This window comes from Eubacteriaceae bacterium ES3 (assembly GCA_030586155.1).
Classification (GTDB): domain Bacteria; phylum Bacillota; class Clostridia; order Eubacteriales; family Eubacteriaceae; genus Acetobacterium.
This window is the reverse complement of sequence record CP130741.1, coordinates 3,166,994-3,184,616: the sequence shown is the minus strand read 5'-3', so window position 1 is coordinate 3,184,616 and position 17,623 is coordinate 3,166,994. Positions and strand designations below refer to the sequence as shown.

The window sequence follows — 17,623 nt, the reverse complement described above, 5'->3', positions numbered from 1 at the left end:
TATGGCGAATAAGCTCAATCTGGGAGTCGTTTTTGGTGGCCAGTCAGGAGAACACGAGGTATCCTGTGTTTCGGCTTATAATGTACTTAAAGTCATCGATACTGAAAAATTTAATATTACTACGATTGGTATTACCAGAAAAGGAAAATGGTATATCTATAGCGGAGATTATAAACATATAAAAGATGGCAGCTGGGAAGAGAGCATGATGCACTTAACTGGAGATTTTTCATTTTTTGCCGATCCGATTTTCTCAGATATTGACGTATTTTTTCCGGTACTGCACGGACCAATGGGTGAGGATGGAACGATCCAGGGGGTTTTTGAAATGCTCAATAAGCCTTATGTGGGATGCGGGGTCTTAAGTTCAGCTGTTGGTATGGACAAGGTTTTTTCCAAGGTAATGTTTGAAAGTGTGGGAATTCCAACGGGCAAATATATGTACTTTAGAGAAAATCATTGGCAAAAAGAAAAAGAAACACTCATTGAAAAGGCAGAGAAAACCCTTGGCTATCCGATTTTTGTAAAACCTGCCAATATGGGATCCAGTGTGGGGATCAGCAAGGCGCATGATCGTCAGGAACTCCTTGAGTCGGTGGATATCGCACTGGTATTCGATCATAAAATTATTCTTGAAGCCTTTGTTAAAGGTAAAGAAATCGAATGTGCGGTGCTTGAAGAAGATGGTGAAATTATAGCTTCTATTGCCGGAGAAGTAATTCCTTCGAAAGAATTCTATGATTATGAGGCCAAGTACTCGGATCAGGAGGATTCAAAAGTGGTTATTCCAGCTCAGATTGATGAAAAAGCCATGGAGCAAATCAGAAAGTATGCTGTACAAGCATTTGAAGCCATTGAAGGATCAAGTTTGTCGCGGGTTGATTTTTTCCTGACCGACGAGGGTGATATTTATATCAATGAAGTCAATACCTTACCAGGATTTACCAATATCAGTATGTATCCTAAAATGTGGGAAGCTACCGGGATTCCCTATGAGGAACTGGTGGAACGGATTATCCATTCGGCAAAAAGAAAACGTGTGACCGTTCAGGTGTAGCTCTCTTTAAATGAAGATTAATTGATTTTAAGGAAAAAAAGAAAATTTCTTGATAAAACTGTCAATCAATGGTTTAATAGTGTGAGATTAAACCCCAAGGAGAAAAGATGACTGAGGAAAGAAAAAAAGTATGGTTGTCCATTTCAGGAACCGTTAAAAATGAAGAAGAAAACAAGGATACCCTGGAGTTTCTCACTGAAGGTCAGTTTTATAGAGAATCCGATCGATTATGTGTAACTTATACAGAATCAGAAGTATCAGGCATGGAAGGAACGACGACGACCGTCTGTCTCGATGGACAGAAGGTTTCGGTAATTCGTTTAGGAACAACCAATTCGGTGATGGAATTCGAAAGCGGAAAAAGAAATACAACCTGGTATTCGACACCTTACGGTGAGGTCGCGATGGGAATACTGACAAAGGACGTGTTTGTTAATTATAATGATAAGAGCGAGCCGACCAAGGTGATGATTGATTATAATATTGAAATTGAAGGCATTGTGAACTCAGAAAACGTCTTAAATATTAAAATAACCCAGTAAAAGCTAGCCAAAAGGAGAAGCCACGCTTCTCCTTTTGTATCTTATAATGGCAGAATGAAAGGAATTAAGAATGTACATACGGGAAAAATTAAGCGAGGAATTAAAGGATATTATTGCTCAGGGGCTCGATAAAACAATCGCTTCCGGGGCTTTTAGCATTGACGAAAAGCCGGAAATTTTTCTGGAAGTTCCCAGAGAAAAAACACATGGGGATTACTCCACTAATATTGCAATGCAGCTGCCCAAACAGGCGAAAAAAGCGCCTCGATTTATAGCTGAAGCTTTGATTGATAATCTTGAAATCGAGAATAGCTCGGTGGCATCAGTGGAAATAGCCGGCCCTGGTTTTATCAATTTCAGACTGAAGCCGGAATGGCATTATCAGGTGCTGGAAGAAATTAAAGACCGTGGTGATGGTTATGGAAAAAGCCAGAAAAATGCCGGTAAAACCTATAACCTGGAATTTATTTCGGCTAATCCAACCGGTCCAATGCATATGGGTAACGCTCGTGGCGGTGCAATCGGTGATATTTTGGCTTCTATCGCTTCATGGTCAGGATATGATGTAACCAGAGAATTCTATATCAATGATGCCGGCAATCAGATTGCGAAATTTGGCGATTCATTAGATGCTCGGTATCGCCAGCTTTTAGGAGAGGATATTCCCTTTCCGGAAGATGGCTATCAGGGTGAGGATATTACGGAACATATGCGTGATTTTATTGCCATTAACGGGAATGCCTATCTTGCATGGGAAGAAGCAGACCGTAAGAAAGTCCTGATTGAATATGCCCTTAATAAAAACCTGGATAAAATGAAAAGTGATCTTGGGGTCTATGGCATTAATTACGATGTCTGGTTTTCAGAACAAAGTCTTTATGACAGCGGTGCTATCGATGAAACTATAAAAGCCTTAAAAGAAGGCGGTTACGCATATGAAGAGAACGGGGCGCTTTGGTTTAAGGCGACAGAGTTTGGTTCGGAAAAGGACGATGTCCTGATTCGAGCAAATGGATTGCCGACTTATTTTATGGCTGATATTGCCTATCATATGAATAAATTTGTGGACCGTAAATTCGATCGCTGCATCAATGTCTGGGGTGCTGATCATCACGGCCATGTGGCCCGGCTGAAAGGTGCTTTAACCGCTGTTGGTGTTAATGCAGATAATTTCGAAGTGGTTATTATGCAGTTGGTTCGTCTTCTTCGAGATGGTGAAGTGGCGCGAATGTCAAAACGTAAAGGAAAAGCTATTGCCTTGACAGATCTGATCGAAGAAGTCGGCGTAGATGCGACCCGATTTTTCTTTAACCTGCGTTCACCGGATTCACATTTTGATTTTGATTTGGACCTGGCCATTGAGCAGTCCAATGATAATCCTGTGTTTTATGTTCAATATGCTCATGCTCGGATTTGCAGTATTCTCCGCCAGATGGATGAGGCTGTCAATTTAAGCGAGCCTGCTGATTATAGCTGCCTGGTTGAGAAGGAAGAAATGAATCTACTGGAAATTCTATCAGATTTTCCATCAGAGATTCTGATTGCTGAAGAAAAAATGGATCCCAGTCGGATTACCCGCTATACGATTGATTTGGCAGCCGGTTTCCACAGCTTCTATAATGCCTGTCGCGTCCGGGTTGAGGATGTAGATTTGATGAAAGCCCGCGTTCATTTAATTAAAGCTGTGCGTCAGGTATTGCAAAATGCACTGGGAATTCTTGGGGTTGAGGCACCGGAGCGGATGTAATGCAGCCGGGAGAGAATATTTTTGACCGGACAAAAAAAATAATTGGTCAAGATGGGCTGGATAAGCTTAAGAATGCTCGCGTTATTTTATTTGGCGTAGGTGGAGTTGGTTCATTTGTGGCTGAAGGTCTAATCAGAAGCGGCGTGGGCAGTTTAACACTGGTTGATAAGGACGTGGTTGATCCTTCCAACCTGAATCGGCAGATTATGGCAACACAGGATACCATTGGACAGGTAAAAGTCGAAGTAATGGCAAAAAGACTTTTATCCATAAATCCGGCGGCTGTTATTAATCCTGTACATCGATGTTATACTGAAGAATGTGTACATCTATTTGATCTTTCGGGCTATGATTATGTCGTAGATGCCATCGATATGGTTTCTGCCAAAATAAGTCTGATTGTAGAGGCGAAAAAAGCTGAGGTTCCCATTATTTCATGTATGGGAACCGGAAATAAATTGGACCCTTCCAGGTTTGAGATTGTGGACCTGTATAAGACTTCAGTATGCCCCCTGGCCAAAGTTATGCGCAGAGAATTAAGACAAAGAGAGATAAAATCATTAAAAGTTTTATTTTCCACTGAAGAGCCGGTTATCAGAGAAACGCCGCCTGGTAGTATTGCTTTTGTACCATCTGTGGCTGGGTTGATGATTGCCGGTCAGGTAGTCAGGGATTTACTGCAAAAAGAAGTTTAAACTTCTTTTTGTAGTTTTTTGGAGAATTTACTAAAATTGCATTGACAAGTAAAACACAAAAATATTATAATAATTAGATAAGCATAACATTGTTAGGGTAAATGAGAAAGTACAATGATTTAAGGAATTACTTATAGGGAGGGAAAATGGAATCTGGGAATACGGGCATGACTACCCGGGATATTATTATCCAGGGCTGCGAAGAGTTATTTTATGAAAAGGGTTACAAAGAGACTAAGTTTTTATTAATCTCCGAAAAAACCGGGAAGCCGAAGAGCTTGATTAACTACTATTTTCCCGTCAAGGCAGACCTGGTGAAAGTGCTGATTAAGCGGTTAATTGAACAAGTCGCTGAATTAGTCGATGATAATGTTGAGGAAGACGATGTGGTTAAACAACTGGTCTTTAATCATATTTTTTATAAGGCTATTAATTGTGATCGACCAACGGGGACTTTTATTTCAGAAGTTATAGCTAGAGACGAGAGAGTATTAAATTTAGGCGATGTTTTAGAGTTGTTTTACTATCCGATTGTGGAAACAGAAGACCTTGATGAGGTACATAACTTTGGTAAAAAACTCTTTATATACGGAAGTGTAATGGAACTGGTAAAAAATTATTTTGCAGGGATGATTGATATGACCTGGGAAGAAGTTATTGTTGAAATTAATCGATTGAACCTCAGTATGAACGGGGTTCCGACGACTTGTATCCAAAAATATCTGGAAACGGCAAAGGTGGCAGCTGACAGTTTAGATTATTCGGAAATAATCCTTCTGAATGTAAAAAGGGACGGATAAGATGAAATTTGAAAAATCAACAAGAGAAAAAATATGTGATACAAGCTTTGAGCTTTTTGTCGAAAATGGTTTTGAGAAAACAACAATGAAGGAAATTGCTGATCAGTTAGGGATAAATCTAAGTCTGGTCAATTATCATTTCCCACGGAAACAGGAAATTTTATATGAGATTTTTGGAGAAATGACACTTGCAGCACTTGAAAAAGGAGCTGAAGCAGCGCAGGGAAATGAAATACTGGCTTTTTATTTGAGTTTTCACTTCTTTTTCCCGCAGCTTATGAATGAAACGTATAAAGATATGTATTTTAGCCTGGTAGATCGTACCGCTAAGGATGATATGCAGACTTATACCCGTTTTATGCCTCATAATGATAGACTTGTCAAATTCTTAAACCTGGGGATATCAGATGAAGAATTGTATTTCCGAAATATGTATATTTTTTCAGGGTGCAAAGAGCTGGTCAAGTCATATCTTGCCGGTAATCTGAAAATAGATGAAAAGGGGCTGCTTAATCTGATGTTCGAGAACGTCGGAAGAGCATTAGGCATATCCGACTATGTTATCCAAGATACGATCTTAAAAGGCGAGAGCTTTCTGACAGCATAACAGTTGATGGGCAGTGCCTATTAATAATTGCTGAAAAAACATTTTTAATGTGACTTTGTTACGGAGATAAAAGTCGGCAGGCGTTATAATAATCTCAACAAATGAACGAACAAGGAGATTACAAATGAGCGTATTAACTGTAACTAAAGAAAATTTTGAAAAAGAAGTTGTACAGTCAGATAAACCCGTATTGGTAGATTTTTGGGCACCATGGTGTGGCCCTTGTAAAATGGTTTCACCGATTGTTGACGAAATTGCCGATGAAGTCAGCCATTCTAAAGTTGGCAAAATCAATGTTGACGAACAACCAGAACTGGCCTCACAATTCCGGGTGATGTCTATTCCGACGCTGGCTGTTTTTAAAGATGGAAAGATTGTTAAAACGGTTGTTGGTGCTAAACCCAAAGCTGATATTTTAAAAATGCTGGAAGCATAAGGATTTATTCCTCATATTTACACACTCCTCTCTTAGGCTGATCCGAAAAGGGTCAGCCTTTAATCGTGGCTGAAATTTACCAAACAGGTGGAGCTGAAAATAAAAAACAGAAGTCTGATATTTACAAACGTGTAAAGTCCAGGCTTCTGTTTTTTTTAACGGTTTAAATCATCTCCCGCAAATTGACCTTGTCAATCACTTCGATTTTACCTCTGGAGAGTTTGACATAACCTTCTTTTTCAAAATATTTGAGCATCCGCGATACGACTTCCCGGGCTGATCCTACATATTTGGCAATTTGTTCATGGGTCATGGCAATGACGTTGGAGCCCGATTTGGAGACTTCATCCAAAAGAAAAATAGTCAGGCGTTTGTCGAAGCTCATAAAGAGTATCTGCTGCATTGCCCACATAACATCGGAAAAACGATCGATGGCTGATTTATAGGAGAAATTTTCGGCATAAATATTTTGAGAACAAATCTTTTGAAAAATTGATGCATTGATTAAAATAACAGATGATGCTTTTTCAGCGTCTATATGAACATCGAAGGTAATGTTGGATAGGATGCAGGAGGCTGATAAAATACAGACTTCACCTTCGTTCAGTCGATATAGGGTGATATCCCGGCCATCTTCTGATAAAATATAAGTGCGAAGTTCGCCGGATTTGATGAGGAGCACACCAACACAATCATTGTCGCCACTGTGGATGTTTTCGCCCTGCGTATAAGTTTTTAAGATGGAATTGTCGAGGAGCAGGCTTTTTTGTTCCTCAGAAAGTTGGGGCCAGAAAGTCAGGTGACTTTGCAGAAATGGGATTAGGGGTTGATCAAGCATTATATATCACCTCGTTTTTAGAATAGTATAGCATAAAAATTGATCGGGAGAGGAGTACTTATGGATCAAAAAATGTTTTTAAGATTTCAGCAGGATGAAATGGACAGCTATGAAATTTATCGGCGGATTGGAAGTCGGTCAAAGGATCGGGAGAACGGAAAAATTCTTCTTCAAATTGCTGAGGAGGAAAAAAATCATGCCCTAAAGTTTGAAGAGTATTCACATAAAAAAATTAAAGCTAATATGCTCAAGGTCTATTTTTTCGTTTTTATGAGTATGATCTTTGGCTTTACTTTTGCAGTGAGGCTTTTAGAAAAGGGCGAAGAAAAAGGTCTGGAAGGCTATAGTGATCAGGTTGAAAAAATACCGGAACTCAAAAAAATTATCGATGAAGAAGAGGTTCACGAAGAACTGCTTCTAAATATGTTGGATGAAGAAAGGCTTCAGTATGTGGGCAGCATGGTTCTGGGGATGAATGATGCTCTGGTTGAACTGACCGGTGCTTTGGCGGGTTATACTTTTGCCATGCAGGATACAAAAATTATCGCCATGGCCGGTTTGATTACCGGTATTTCGGCAACACTTTCGATGTCGGCTTCAGGATACCTGCAGGCCAAGGCTGATGGTGAAAAAAATCCCCTGAAATCCTCGGTTTATACCGGCTTTGCCTATCTGATCACCGTGGTCTTACTGATTTTGCCATTTTTGGTCATGGGACAGGATGCCTTCATGATAGCATTGGCAATTACACTAACCATAGCCGTTTTGATTATTGCCGTCTTCAATTATTATATTTCAGTGGCTAAGAATACCCCCTTTAAACGGGATTTTCTGACCATGGCCGGGATCAGTCTTTCGGTGGCTGTTATATCCTTTATTATTGGAATCATTGTCAAAAACGTTCTGGGAATTGAACTGTAAAAAAATCAGGCTTATTCAAAAGCCTGATTTTTTTGTCTCTGATTCTGGAATTTAATGTATTCACCGGAAACGGTTGAAATGGGGCAGACTGTACACCAGGTACGGGGTTTGTAAACAACTGAAAGGCTAAGACCAATCAGGGTGGTTGTCAGCATCATTGAATAGAAACGATAGGAGAGGTGGGTCAGCCAGGGAGCGATTCCTGAAAATTCCACTAATTGGGGAACTTCGAAAGGCAGAGGGATGACAATCAGGAGTTTGAGTATTTCCATTGGTGCGACACCGGCAGTAGCTACTCGAATCGTGGAGATGGTGATAAATGTCAAGCTAATGCCAAAATAGATCAGCATGATCCATTTCATGCTGCCGCGGGTAAAAAACTTGGGTGATGGTTTAGACCGGCCAAGCTTAGATTTGCCGATGGTGTTTAAGAGGCCGGCTCTGGGGCAGTATCCCTGACACCAGGTTTTCTGGGTATTTTTAAATAAGAGAATGATGGGGAGGCTCATGCAGACCAGACCAAACAAAGCAAAGTGAATATTGACAAATCCCAGCAGAAAATAGCCAAGAACGATAAGATACAGGTAACGATTGTTTTTCATAAGATCTCCTTGTAGTTAGAAAGTATTGGCAGTTATGGGTTTAAAAGTTCATTAATACCGTCAAGCAGTAAATCACTGGTAATAGCACCCTGATAGCCAAATTGAATGATGCCGCCGGCATCAATAAAATAAGTGGTGGGAATGGAGGTTATTCCCATCTGAATGCCGGCATCCTGCTCCAGATCGAAATAAACTGGAAAAGAAAAGCCCTGGCTGTCAACATACCTTTGTCCATCATCTTGAGTTTCACGCTGGCCGTCGGTCAAATCAACCATTAAAAAGGTCACCTCAGTTCCTTTTTCCAGATAAGCTTCATTAAAAAAATACATCTCCGACAGACATGGAGGGCACCAGGACGCCCAGAAGTTTAGAACAATAGGTTTACCTTCGAAATCAGAAAGACGGACTGCGTTGCCATTAGCATCAAATACCAGAAAGTCGGGAGCGTTTTGTCCAATTGCGGAACCGGATTCTTGAGAGCTTGGGGATGCTGGTTCATTGGATTTGCTCAGCAATTGGTATAAAAAAGCAGCTGCAACCATCAGCAGAATAAAAGTGCCGATCAGAATGATTGTTTTTATTTGTTTGTTCATAAGAGTCTCCTAAAAAGTCAGAATTGACAGAAATGAATTAAAAAGTCCGGTTGCCATTAAAATTCCAATCAGAATTAAAAAGATTCCGGATATCCGATTAATCAGTGTATAGTGCTGCTTAATGAAATTAAAAGTAGCCTTTAACTGATCAATCACCAGAGCACTTAATATAAATGGAATACCCAGACCCATTGAGTAGGATAAGAGCATTAGAATTCCCTTGAGCGTCTCACCACTACTTGCCGCCAACATCAGTGCAGAACCTAAAAATGCACCAACGCAGGGAGTCCAGCCGATTGAAAAAACCATACCGAAGAGGACCGCAGACAGGAAATGAACATTTTCGATGGAATGATTGAGTTTTACGGAGCGGTCCAGAAAAGGGATTTTTAAAATGCCCATAAATTGAAGACCGAACAGAATAACGATCAGACCAGCGATTAGATTGACCTGGCTGATGTAAGCATTGAGCCACTGTCCCAGCGTTCCGGAGAAAGCACCTAGCGTTACAAAGACAAGAGTAAAGCCAAGAACGAATCCCAGAGCGTTGCCAAGGCTTCGAAGTTTATACTGCTCCTCCTGCTGACCTGTCAGAAATGAAAGATAAACTGGCAGCATGGGCAGTAGACAAGGGGAGATGAAGGTGATCATCCCTTCCAGAAAAGCAATCAGATAGTCCATGAACCTTTTTCCTTTCTGCTAGATTATTTTCATTTGATATTTTATTATTATATCAGAATGTTTTATCTAGACTGTGAGTTGGTCACATTATACACTGGAAGCCTTTGTTTTAGCGTGGAAGAAAGAAAATGTTTTATGATATAATTAAGAAAAAGAAAGCGGGTTTAACATGAAACTGGATCGTTGGGTAATATATGCAATTTTAGCGGCGCTTCTTTTTGGTTTGAATGCGCCCTTTTCAAAACTGTTGGTAAACGAGATGAGTCCCTTGTATCTGGCGGCATTTTTATATCTTGGGGCCGGTGTGGGGATGCTTGTTTTGGTAGTTTTAAATAAAAAAAAGCAGTCTGAAAAAGAGGCACCGTTAACAAGAGAAGAACTTCCTTCTGTGGTTTTGATGATTCTTTTGGATATTGCGGCTCCGATTTTTTTAATGGTCGGAATCAGCCAGACAAATTCTGCAACTGCAGCTCTTTTGGGGAATTTTGAAATAGTGGCAACGACTCTGATTGCCATGATTTTCTTTCGGGAAGCAATTGGTAAAAGGCTGACGATTGCCATTGTTCTGATTACCCTATCGAGTATGATTTTAACCCTGGGAGAAGGCTGGCAGCTGGAAATCTCCATTGGTGCGGTTTTTGTGCTGTTGGCCTGCATCTGCTGGGGATTTGAAAATAATTTTACCCGGAATCTTTCGAGCAAAGACCCCGCCCAGGTGGTAATTCTTAAAGGCTTTGGTTCAGGAACGGGTGCGCTTGTTATCGCTTTGATCTGGGGACATTTTTCTGCAACAGTGGTGGAAATTTTCTTGGCGATGCTGTTGGGATTTGTTGCCTACGGTTTGAGTATTCTATTTTATATTAAGGCGCAGAGGGGGCTGGGGGCTGCCAGAACAAGTGCCTATTATGCAGCTGCACCTTTTATGGGGGTTGTCATTTCCTGGATAATTTTCGGGACGGGACTCAGTATCGCTTTTGCTGCCGCCCTGATGCTTATGCTGGCTGGAACCTATTTTACGGTATCTGAGGATCACGCTCATGACCATCGGCATGAAGCGGTAGCCCATGAGCACCAGCATTGCCATGATGATAAGCACCATGATCACCAGCATGATGATTTTGATGGTGAACATTCCCATGCTCATGAACATGAAGAACATCATCACAGCCATCAACATCTTCCGGATATCCATCATCGTCATATTCATTAGGTAGTCAAAGTATTGAATAAAATATGAATATTTTGTATTAGTTAGGGGAATAATAAGAAAAGTGGAACCGGACTGGCTTTTAAACACTGGGAAGCAGATAACATTAAACGCTAAAGACAGCGTTTAGGAAGTTTGGTCTGTGTTGTCAGTGTTTTTTTGATTGTCAGATAGAGAGGAAAGGGAGAAAAAATGGAGAGACAGGAGAGTTCACAGATCGTCATGTTGATAAAAATGATTGCGAATCCAGGTGAGGTGATTAAAAAAAGGATGGTTACCTTGCCTTGGCCATATGGCTTCTTAATATCTGGACTGGCATTTACACTTTTTTTTCTGCAGTCGGGAATTGATCTTTTCAGAACAGGTGTTATTGGAATGGAGCGGCTGATTATTATGGCAATGTTGGGCCTGATAATGGGAACGGCAGGAGTGGCTTTACTTGCAGCCCTTGTACATGTCCTGGCACAGGCACAAAAAAGAAATCTGGATCTGCAGTGGACCTTATCTAACTTTTCTCTGGGTTATTCAGTGACGCTTATTTATTCACTTTGCGGCATTTTTTTCTCACTGCTTCTGGGATGGAATACCTCCGTTGCCTTTGGCATCACAGGCGTTTTATGGTCTTTGCGCCCCATGCTCTTTACTATTAAAGAACTATCAGGGGATGCAACAGCTTTAAGTGTGATTCTGACGACAATTTGCGGAGCCGTCATGCTTTTTGCCTGGGGGTTACTGGGGCAGGTCGGGTTTTAAAAGAAAGAGAGATTAAGATGGGGAATCAATCTGCAAATGCAATAATATGGCCTTATACTTTGTGTTTTCTGGCTTTTGGAATCATGACAGGCCTGGACGTTAGTCCATTCAGTATCCTGCACCTCATTGGCGCAGTTCTTGTGTCAGTATTGATAGGAGGAGGTTTGATTGTACTGTTGCTGGTTTTGTTTCGGCAGTTCAATTACAGTTTAACTGAAAAATACGGAAATAACTTTTCCAGACAGGCAGTATCTAAAGGAATCGTTTTTATGATTCCTTTTACAGTACTGGCTTTGCTGGCGTTTTTTCTCTTGGGATGGAATGCCATTATGCCTTTTGCGGCAACAGCAATCACGACTTCGGCGGCTAATTCAGGGACCGAAATAATTAAGCTTGGTGGAAAAGGGATGAAAAATGTCCTGATTCCAACATTTTTGGGCCTTGTATTTTCAACTTCCTGGATGATGCTTTTAGCTTTAATTCCATAGACGGAGGCGAAATAATGAGACAAATAAAAGGCCGAAATATCAAATTACTGGCTGTAATAGTTTTGATTTTTTTAAATTTCAATATTTTTTTTGCTGAACAGGTAAAAGCTCAGACAGTGGCAGACGTAGTTTCTGATGTTGCCGGGAGTCTGGGATTAAGTGCGGATTCTGTAGTTGAGAGTGTCACCGGATATGGTCTTGATGTTGATTATTGCTATGGAGACCTGCAGGGTGAGATTACTTCTATTTCTGTCCTGGGCCCCCTTTCTGCCCAGGAAATTACAGCTGTTAATGAACGTCTTTTTGATTATTCGGGCAGTACCGGAAGTGCAACCACACCAATGAATGGCGGTGAGGTCAGGCGTTATATCATGGATTATGAAGTGCTGGTGGCGGTGGTGATTGATGACTTTATGGTTGTAACTGAAGTCGGAATAGAGGTTAACAGTCAGGAACAGAGTTTGGCAGCTGCGACTGAGTATACCCAAGTCGCCTTGAACGCCCTGCAAAAAAATGGTTTGATTGGTGGTCAGGCTCCGGATATAGATTCGGTTATTTCAAATACAAATCCCAGTGAAGTGACGGGTGAAGGATTTGCGGAAAGTCCAGTTTCTAATGACTCTAGTGAATACGGCCAGGATTCCTTAAATAATGGAATCGTAAATTATGGTGATTCAACATCTGTCATTGGTTCAGTTGGAAATATTCCGGGACCGGAAAATAACACTCAGGCCGTTACAGGTGTGATTGTTCCGGGACTGCTGGTTACCGCTCTTGGTGCGCTGGCAGGTTTGGCCGGTGGTGGCGGGTCTGGTGGTTCAATGAGCGGCGGGTCTGGTGGCTCAATGAGCGGCGGCACTGGTGGTTCAATGAGCAGCGGGTCTGGTGGAACAATGAGTGGTGGCACCTCAGTTAGTGGTTCCGAAACTGTGGGCTCAGGGTTAAAAGGGAATGAGCGTGCGGGAATTGGTACAGATGGCTCGGTAGGGTTAACGCAAAAGAATCAGATGTCCGAGACAATGTCTGATTTTAGCGGGGTAATGCCGGAAGAGGATACGCTTGATACAGGACCCGGACAAACGGTAATCGATGTGTCGGGAATGATCGATGAAAAGTTCAGAAAGACTGAAAGTTATACGGATGCCGTACCAGATGAAACACTGATTGCGTCCGATTCCGGAATAATGGAAGTGGATATTTCGGGCGTTTTGGACAGTGAAGATACGTATTCAGAAGGGGTTGAACAAGCTGCTGCAGCGGATGAAATTCTGACTGAAGAAAGTACATTGGACAAAGAATATGACCAAAACGGATATGATGCCGAAGGATATGACCGGAATGGCTATGATGCTGAGGGTTATGACAAAAAAGGTTATGATTCTGAGGGATATGATAAAAAGGGCTATGATAGCGAAGGATATGACAAAGAGGGATATGATGCCGAAGGTTATGACAAAGAGGGATATGATGCCGAAGGTTATGACAAAGAGGGATATGATGCCGAAGGTTATGACAAAGAGGGATATGATGCCGAAGGTTATGACAAAGAGGGATATGATGCCGAGGGTTATGACAAAGAGGGATATGATGCCGAGGGTTATGACAAAGAGGGATATGATGCCGAAGGTTATGACAAAGAGGGATATGATGCCCAAGGTTATGACAAGAAGGGTTACAATGCCCAAGGATATGACAAAGAGGGATATGATGCCCAGGGTTATGACAAAGAAGGTTACAATGCCCAAGGCTATGACAAAGAGGGATATGATGCCCAGGGATATGACAAAGAAGGTTACAATGCCCAAGGCTATGACAAAGAGGGATATGATGCCCAAGGATATGACAAAGAGGGATATGATGCCCAAGGATATGACAAAGAAGGTTACAATGCCCAAGGATATGACAAAGAGGGATATGATGCCCAAGGATATGACAAAGAAGGTTACAATGCCCAAGGATATGACAAAGAGGGATATGATGCCGAAGGTTATGACAAAGAGGGATATGATGCTCAAGGTTATGACAAAGAGGGATATGATGCCGAAGGTTATGACCAAGAGGGATATGATGCCCAGGGATATGACCAAGAGGGATATGATGCCCAGGGTTATGACCAAGAGGGTTACAATGCCCAAGGCTATGACAAAAATGGTTATGATGCTGAGGGCTATAATAAAAATGGTTTTGATAAATATGGCAATGCCAGAGAAGATTATGGAAAATATGATAAAAACGGCTTTGACAAGAACGGCTATGATAAAAATGGTTTTGATAAAGATGGCTATAATAAAGAGGGGTATGACAAAAATGGTTTCGATAAGAATGGCCTGAATAAAGAAGGTTTTGATAAGAAGGGTTTTGACGAGGAGGGGTACAACAAAGAGGGTTTTGATAAGGACGGCTACAACAGGGAAGGTTACGACGAAAACGGATATAATCGTAAGGACTTTAACGCTGATGGTTATGATAAAGATGGTTATGACCAACAAGGTTTTGATTATGAAGGCTACAATCGCAGCGGTTATGATCCCTGGGGTTATAATCGTCAGGGATACGATAAAGAAGGCTATCATTGGAGTGGTTACAATGCTGACGGTTATGATCGGAATGGAAAACACTGGCGAGATCCGGAAGAAGATACCGGAATGACCAATCCTTTTGGAGAAGGCAAAGTTACCCCGTTTGGAGCGGGAAAACTGGAGCCGGAAGAACCGCCTTTAGGTCAACCCTACCCTAAAACTGCAGAAAAATATGGACCGAAAAAATGGGATGAACCGATCGAAGCTGAACCAACAGATGGAAGCGGCACAGAAATCGGCGGAAAGACTGAGGATTCCGATGTAATCGGACCAGAAGATCCGATGAATACTTTAGAAAAACATCCTGTGGACGGGCCGGATAGTGAGCCAACGACAGGAAACTCTGATGACGGGTCATTACCTAAAACCTTTGAGGGGACTGAAAATGAAAGTGTTCCAGATCCTTCGCTTCCTAAAGATGGTGACAGAAAGGTTCTGATAGGAGCGACAGATGGGCAAACCTATGAGCTAGAGTATGACGGAAAAACGGGAGAGTGGATTAATACTGAGACTGGAAATTATTTTGATCCCAAAAAGTTTGAACAATGGCAAAAGGATCTGGCAGTAGATAAGGCGATTTCTCAGGAAACAATGGAGAAATTTGCCAATCGTACAGATGCCAACAGTAAGGCGATTGACAAGGCCTTGGATGATTATAAGAGGGTTGATCAGATTCAGGCAATTGCCGATAAATATAATATTGGTACTCCAGGGGGTGCTGGCGATGTAGATGGGGCTTTGCAGAAATTAAAAGACGATATGCTGGCCGGAAAAGAATTGGATAACGAACAACTGGAGAAAATTAAAAAAGTTATCGAGGGCCGCATTGAAGGTCGAACAACTGGCGATTCTGGAAAACGATGGGAAGAAGATCCGTGGTATAAGGATATTAATTCGGCAATGAAAGCCAATGTTGAAACGATCAGAAACGTTGTGACAGGTGAAGATGAAGATGGTAATACGTCTTATTCTGGGATCGTTGGTCGAGCTGCGATTGGTATTGCGACCGGTGGCGCATCAGAGTATGGGATGACTGTATTGGAAGCGCTTAATAACGTCAAAAAAGGGATCGATGAAGGGAAATCTGGGCTGGAAGCAACACGAGCAGCAATGGAAAAAGTAGTGGTTGATGAAATTTTTTCGTTGGGAATTGAAAAAGCAGGAGAAAAAGGAATTGCATTGGCTAAAAAATCAGCCAAATTTGCCTCGAAAAAACTGGGTGATCTGGTAGATGTTGTTGGTTCAAAAATAGATGATTTAACCACCACAAAACCGGGAAAAGCAGGAAAACCAGGCTTGATTGTTGAAGAAAGTGCTGATCAGGCGGTTAACAAAATTAATAAAAAACTTGCTCAAAAAGCGTCGCAGACAGCCGGTGAGGTAAGTGACGACATCGGAAAAGCATCAAGGATGGTTGGAGATGTTGGCGACGATGCTGGAAAAGCAGCAAAGATGGCAGGTGATGTTGGCGACGATGCCGGAAAAGCAGCGAAAGTGGCCGGAGATGTTGGCGATGATGCCGGAAAAGCAGCGAAAGTGGCCGGAGATGTTGGCGACGATGCTGGAAAAGCAGCAAAGACAGCAGGTGATGTTGGCGACGATGCTGGAAAAGCAGCGAAGACGGCTGGCGATGTTGGCGATGATGCCGGAAAGGCCTCCAAGATGACAGATGAAGTGGCGGATGATCTGGATAAAGCGAAGACCGGAGATGCGGCCCATACCCCTGATGCGGATAAAAAACTGAAAGTCGACAAGGAAGCCTACGAAAAGCAGACTAAGATGATTCAAAAACAGGGTGACAATGCCGGTAAAGAAGCAGATGATCTGATTGAAAACTATCGTAAGAATCATACGAAAAACGCTGATGCTGTTGAGCGTGATGAAATGTTTAGAAAGGGTCGGGAAACCGGCAAACAGAAAGTCAATGAGTTGGAAACAGCTCAGAAAAATCTGGAGGCGAATCCGGATTCTCCGGATGCTAAAAAAGCCTATGAAGACGCTATGAAAGAAGTGCAGAAGGACAAACATGCTATGCATGTGATGAATGATGCTAAAGGCACTGACGGAGATACGCTGCGGGAATCATTTAACAGTAAGATGGCGCACAAAAATGAAATAGCTGATTTAAATGCCAAGGAGCGAATTGCCAAAGAATATGGTGTTAAGCAAGATCAGGTTAAAACTGTTGGGGCAACCAATACAATGGACGTCTCTGATGCTGCGGACCCGACTGGATTTGCGAAAAAAACCGGCAGTACCACAGACGGTACAAAAGCAGGTAGTTACAATGAAGGTAATGTGGGAGAAACAATAAAAAGCGGGGATAAGAGTAGTTACGATATTGATAAGACCTATCGTGTCCAGGTTGGAGAAACGATTGATCCCAAAACAGGTAAAGTGATTCCGGTATATAAAGATATTCCAGCAGAAGACACCAAACGCATTTTTAATGAAGAGTACTATAAACAGTTCCACGATGGTAAACTGCCAACAAAGATTAATAAGGAAGGCCTTGAAGTAATTGACGATGAAGCTGTTAAGAAGTTCTCTAAAGAAATGGATGTTTCGGCGGTGGATCATCGTTCTGCTGAAGGCTATGGCGCCAGTGATTCAGATTTGAAAGAAATGATCAAGAAGGATGGAACGGTTAAGGAACTGGGTGATATTGAAGCAGGTGCCAAGACCATGGAATATAAGGGGAATGAGTGGGAAAATGATGCCGCTGCCCTTCGTGAACAGGCAAAATCGGCTACTGGAGAAGAAAAAGCCAGATTGCTGGCTGAGGCGGAAAGTCTCAGTGAAGAATCGATGCGTCAAACCACCAAACAGTTTAAAAATCAGGTCTGTGAGCAGGTTAAAGCCATCAATATTGCTAAAGGCAAAGAAGTGGTGAAAATTCCTGACCAGTTGTTTACGGCGATGAATGTTATGGAAAGAGTCGGAACCGAGGGTTTAAGTGTAGTCGAGGCAGAAGATATATTAAGAGGGATGGGGCTGACGCCGCAAAAAGTATCTCAACAGATGTCGGCACTGATGGAATCCATGCAGAAGTTTAATAAATAGCGGTCAAGCACCGA

The 17,623-nt window shown here is 41.9% G+C and carries 16 protein-coding genes; 12 read left to right on the top strand and 4 right to left on the bottom strand.

The features are described from left to right. Position 1 precedes the first annotated feature (1 nt). The 7 genes from Q5O24_14685 to trxA all read left to right on the top strand — a co-directional run bounded on the left by Q5O24_14685 (position 2) and on the right by trxA (position 5,884). Complete coding sequence (locus Q5O24_14685; protein ID WKY47575.1) at positions 2–1,057, top strand: D-alanine--D-alanine ligase family protein; 1,056 nt, start codon at positions 2–4, stop codon at positions 1,055–1,057. Between the two features lie 107 nt (positions 1,058–1,164). Continuing rightward, positions 1,165–1,599: a DUF1934 domain-containing protein gene (locus tag Q5O24_14680; protein WKY47574.1), complete on the top strand. Its 435-nt coding sequence runs from the start codon at positions 1,165–1,167 to the stop codon at positions 1,597–1,599. A gap of 70 nt (positions 1,600–1,669) precedes the next feature. Beyond that, a complete protein-coding gene (gene argS, locus Q5O24_14675) occupies positions 1,670–3,346 on the top strand; it encodes an arginine--tRNA ligase (protein WKY47573.1) in 1,677 nt (558 codons plus the stop codon). Then, complete coding sequence (locus Q5O24_14670; protein WKY47572.1) at positions 3,346–4,041, top strand: tRNA threonylcarbamoyladenosine dehydratase; 696 nt, start codon at positions 3,346–3,348, stop codon at positions 4,039–4,041. Before argS ends, Q5O24_14670 begins: the two co-directional genes overlap by 1 nt. A 146-nt stretch (positions 4,042–4,187) precedes the next feature. Continuing rightward, on the top strand, positions 4,188–4,841 hold the full coding sequence (locus Q5O24_14665; protein WKY47571.1) for a TetR/AcrR family transcriptional regulator: 654 nt from the start codon (positions 4,188–4,190) through the stop codon (positions 4,839–4,841). Between the two features lies 1 nt (position 4,842). Beyond that, a complete protein-coding gene (locus tag Q5O24_14660; protein WKY47570.1) occupies positions 4,843–5,448 on the top strand; it encodes a TetR/AcrR family transcriptional regulator in 606 nt (201 codons plus the stop codon). Positions 5,449–5,539: 91 nt separating this feature from the next. Next, positions 5,540–5,884: a thioredoxin gene (trxA, locus tag Q5O24_14655; GenBank protein ID WKY49269.1), complete on the top strand. Its 345-nt coding sequence runs from the start codon at positions 5,540–5,542 to the stop codon at positions 5,882–5,884. Between the two features lie 163 nt (positions 5,885–6,047). Here the strand turns inward: trxA and Q5O24_14650 are convergent, their stop codons facing one another. Further along, on the bottom strand, positions 6,048–6,722 hold the full coding sequence (locus Q5O24_14650) for a Crp/Fnr family transcriptional regulator (GenBank protein ID WKY47569.1): 675 nt from the start codon (positions 6,720–6,722) through the stop codon (positions 6,048–6,050). A 60-nt stretch (positions 6,723–6,782) separates the two neighbouring features. On the opposite strand from Q5O24_14650, the gene Q5O24_14645 reads away from it, so the two are divergent. After that, on the top strand, positions 6,783–7,643 hold the full coding sequence (locus tag Q5O24_14645) for a VIT1/CCC1 transporter family protein (GenBank protein WKY47568.1): 861 nt from the start codon (positions 6,783–6,785) through the stop codon (positions 7,641–7,643). A gap of 11 nt (positions 7,644–7,654) precedes the next feature. On the opposite strand, the gene Q5O24_14640 is transcribed toward Q5O24_14645, so the two are convergent. The 3 genes from Q5O24_14640 to Q5O24_14630 are packed head-to-tail and all read right to left on the bottom strand — an operon-like array spanning position 7,655 to position 9,519. Beyond that, complete coding sequence (locus tag Q5O24_14640) at positions 7,655–8,245, bottom strand: hypothetical protein (GenBank protein ID WKY47567.1); 591 nt, start codon at positions 8,243–8,245, stop codon at positions 7,655–7,657. A gap of 32 nt (positions 8,246–8,277) precedes the next feature. After that, a complete protein-coding gene (locus tag Q5O24_14635; GenBank protein ID WKY47566.1) occupies positions 8,278–8,838 on the bottom strand; it encodes a TlpA disulfide reductase family protein in 561 nt (186 codons plus the stop codon). A 9-nt stretch (positions 8,839–8,847) separates the two neighbouring features. Next, on the bottom strand, positions 8,848–9,519 hold the full coding sequence (locus tag Q5O24_14630) for a cytochrome c biogenesis protein CcdA (protein WKY47565.1): 672 nt from the start codon (positions 9,517–9,519) through the stop codon (positions 8,848–8,850). 169 nt (positions 9,520–9,688) lie between these two features. Here Q5O24_14630 and Q5O24_14625 point away from each other — a divergent pair, with 169 nt between their 5' ends. From Q5O24_14625 to Q5O24_14610, 4 genes are all read left to right on the top strand, one after another. Then, positions 9,689–10,729 (top strand): DMT family transporter, encoded by a 1,041-nt coding sequence (locus tag Q5O24_14625; protein WKY47564.1) that lies wholly within the window; start codon positions 9,689–9,691, stop codon positions 10,727–10,729. Between the two features lie 189 nt (positions 10,730–10,918). Further along, positions 10,919–11,479, top strand: coding sequence for a hypothetical protein (locus tag Q5O24_14620; GenBank protein ID WKY47563.1), 561 nt, complete (start codon positions 10,919–10,921; stop codon positions 11,477–11,479). Positions 11,480–11,496: 17 nt separating this feature from the next. Continuing rightward, positions 11,497–11,967 carry a hypothetical protein gene (locus Q5O24_14615; GenBank protein WKY47562.1) on the top strand — a complete coding sequence of 157 codons (471 nt, stop codon included), beginning with the start codon at positions 11,497–11,499 and terminating at the stop codon, positions 11,965–11,967. Positions 11,968–11,981: 14 nt separating this feature from the next. Continuing rightward, complete coding sequence (locus Q5O24_14610; protein ID WKY47561.1) at positions 11,982–17,609, top strand: hypothetical protein; 5,628 nt, start codon at positions 11,982–11,984, stop codon at positions 17,607–17,609. The last annotated feature ends 14 nt before the right edge of the window (positions 17,610–17,623 follow it).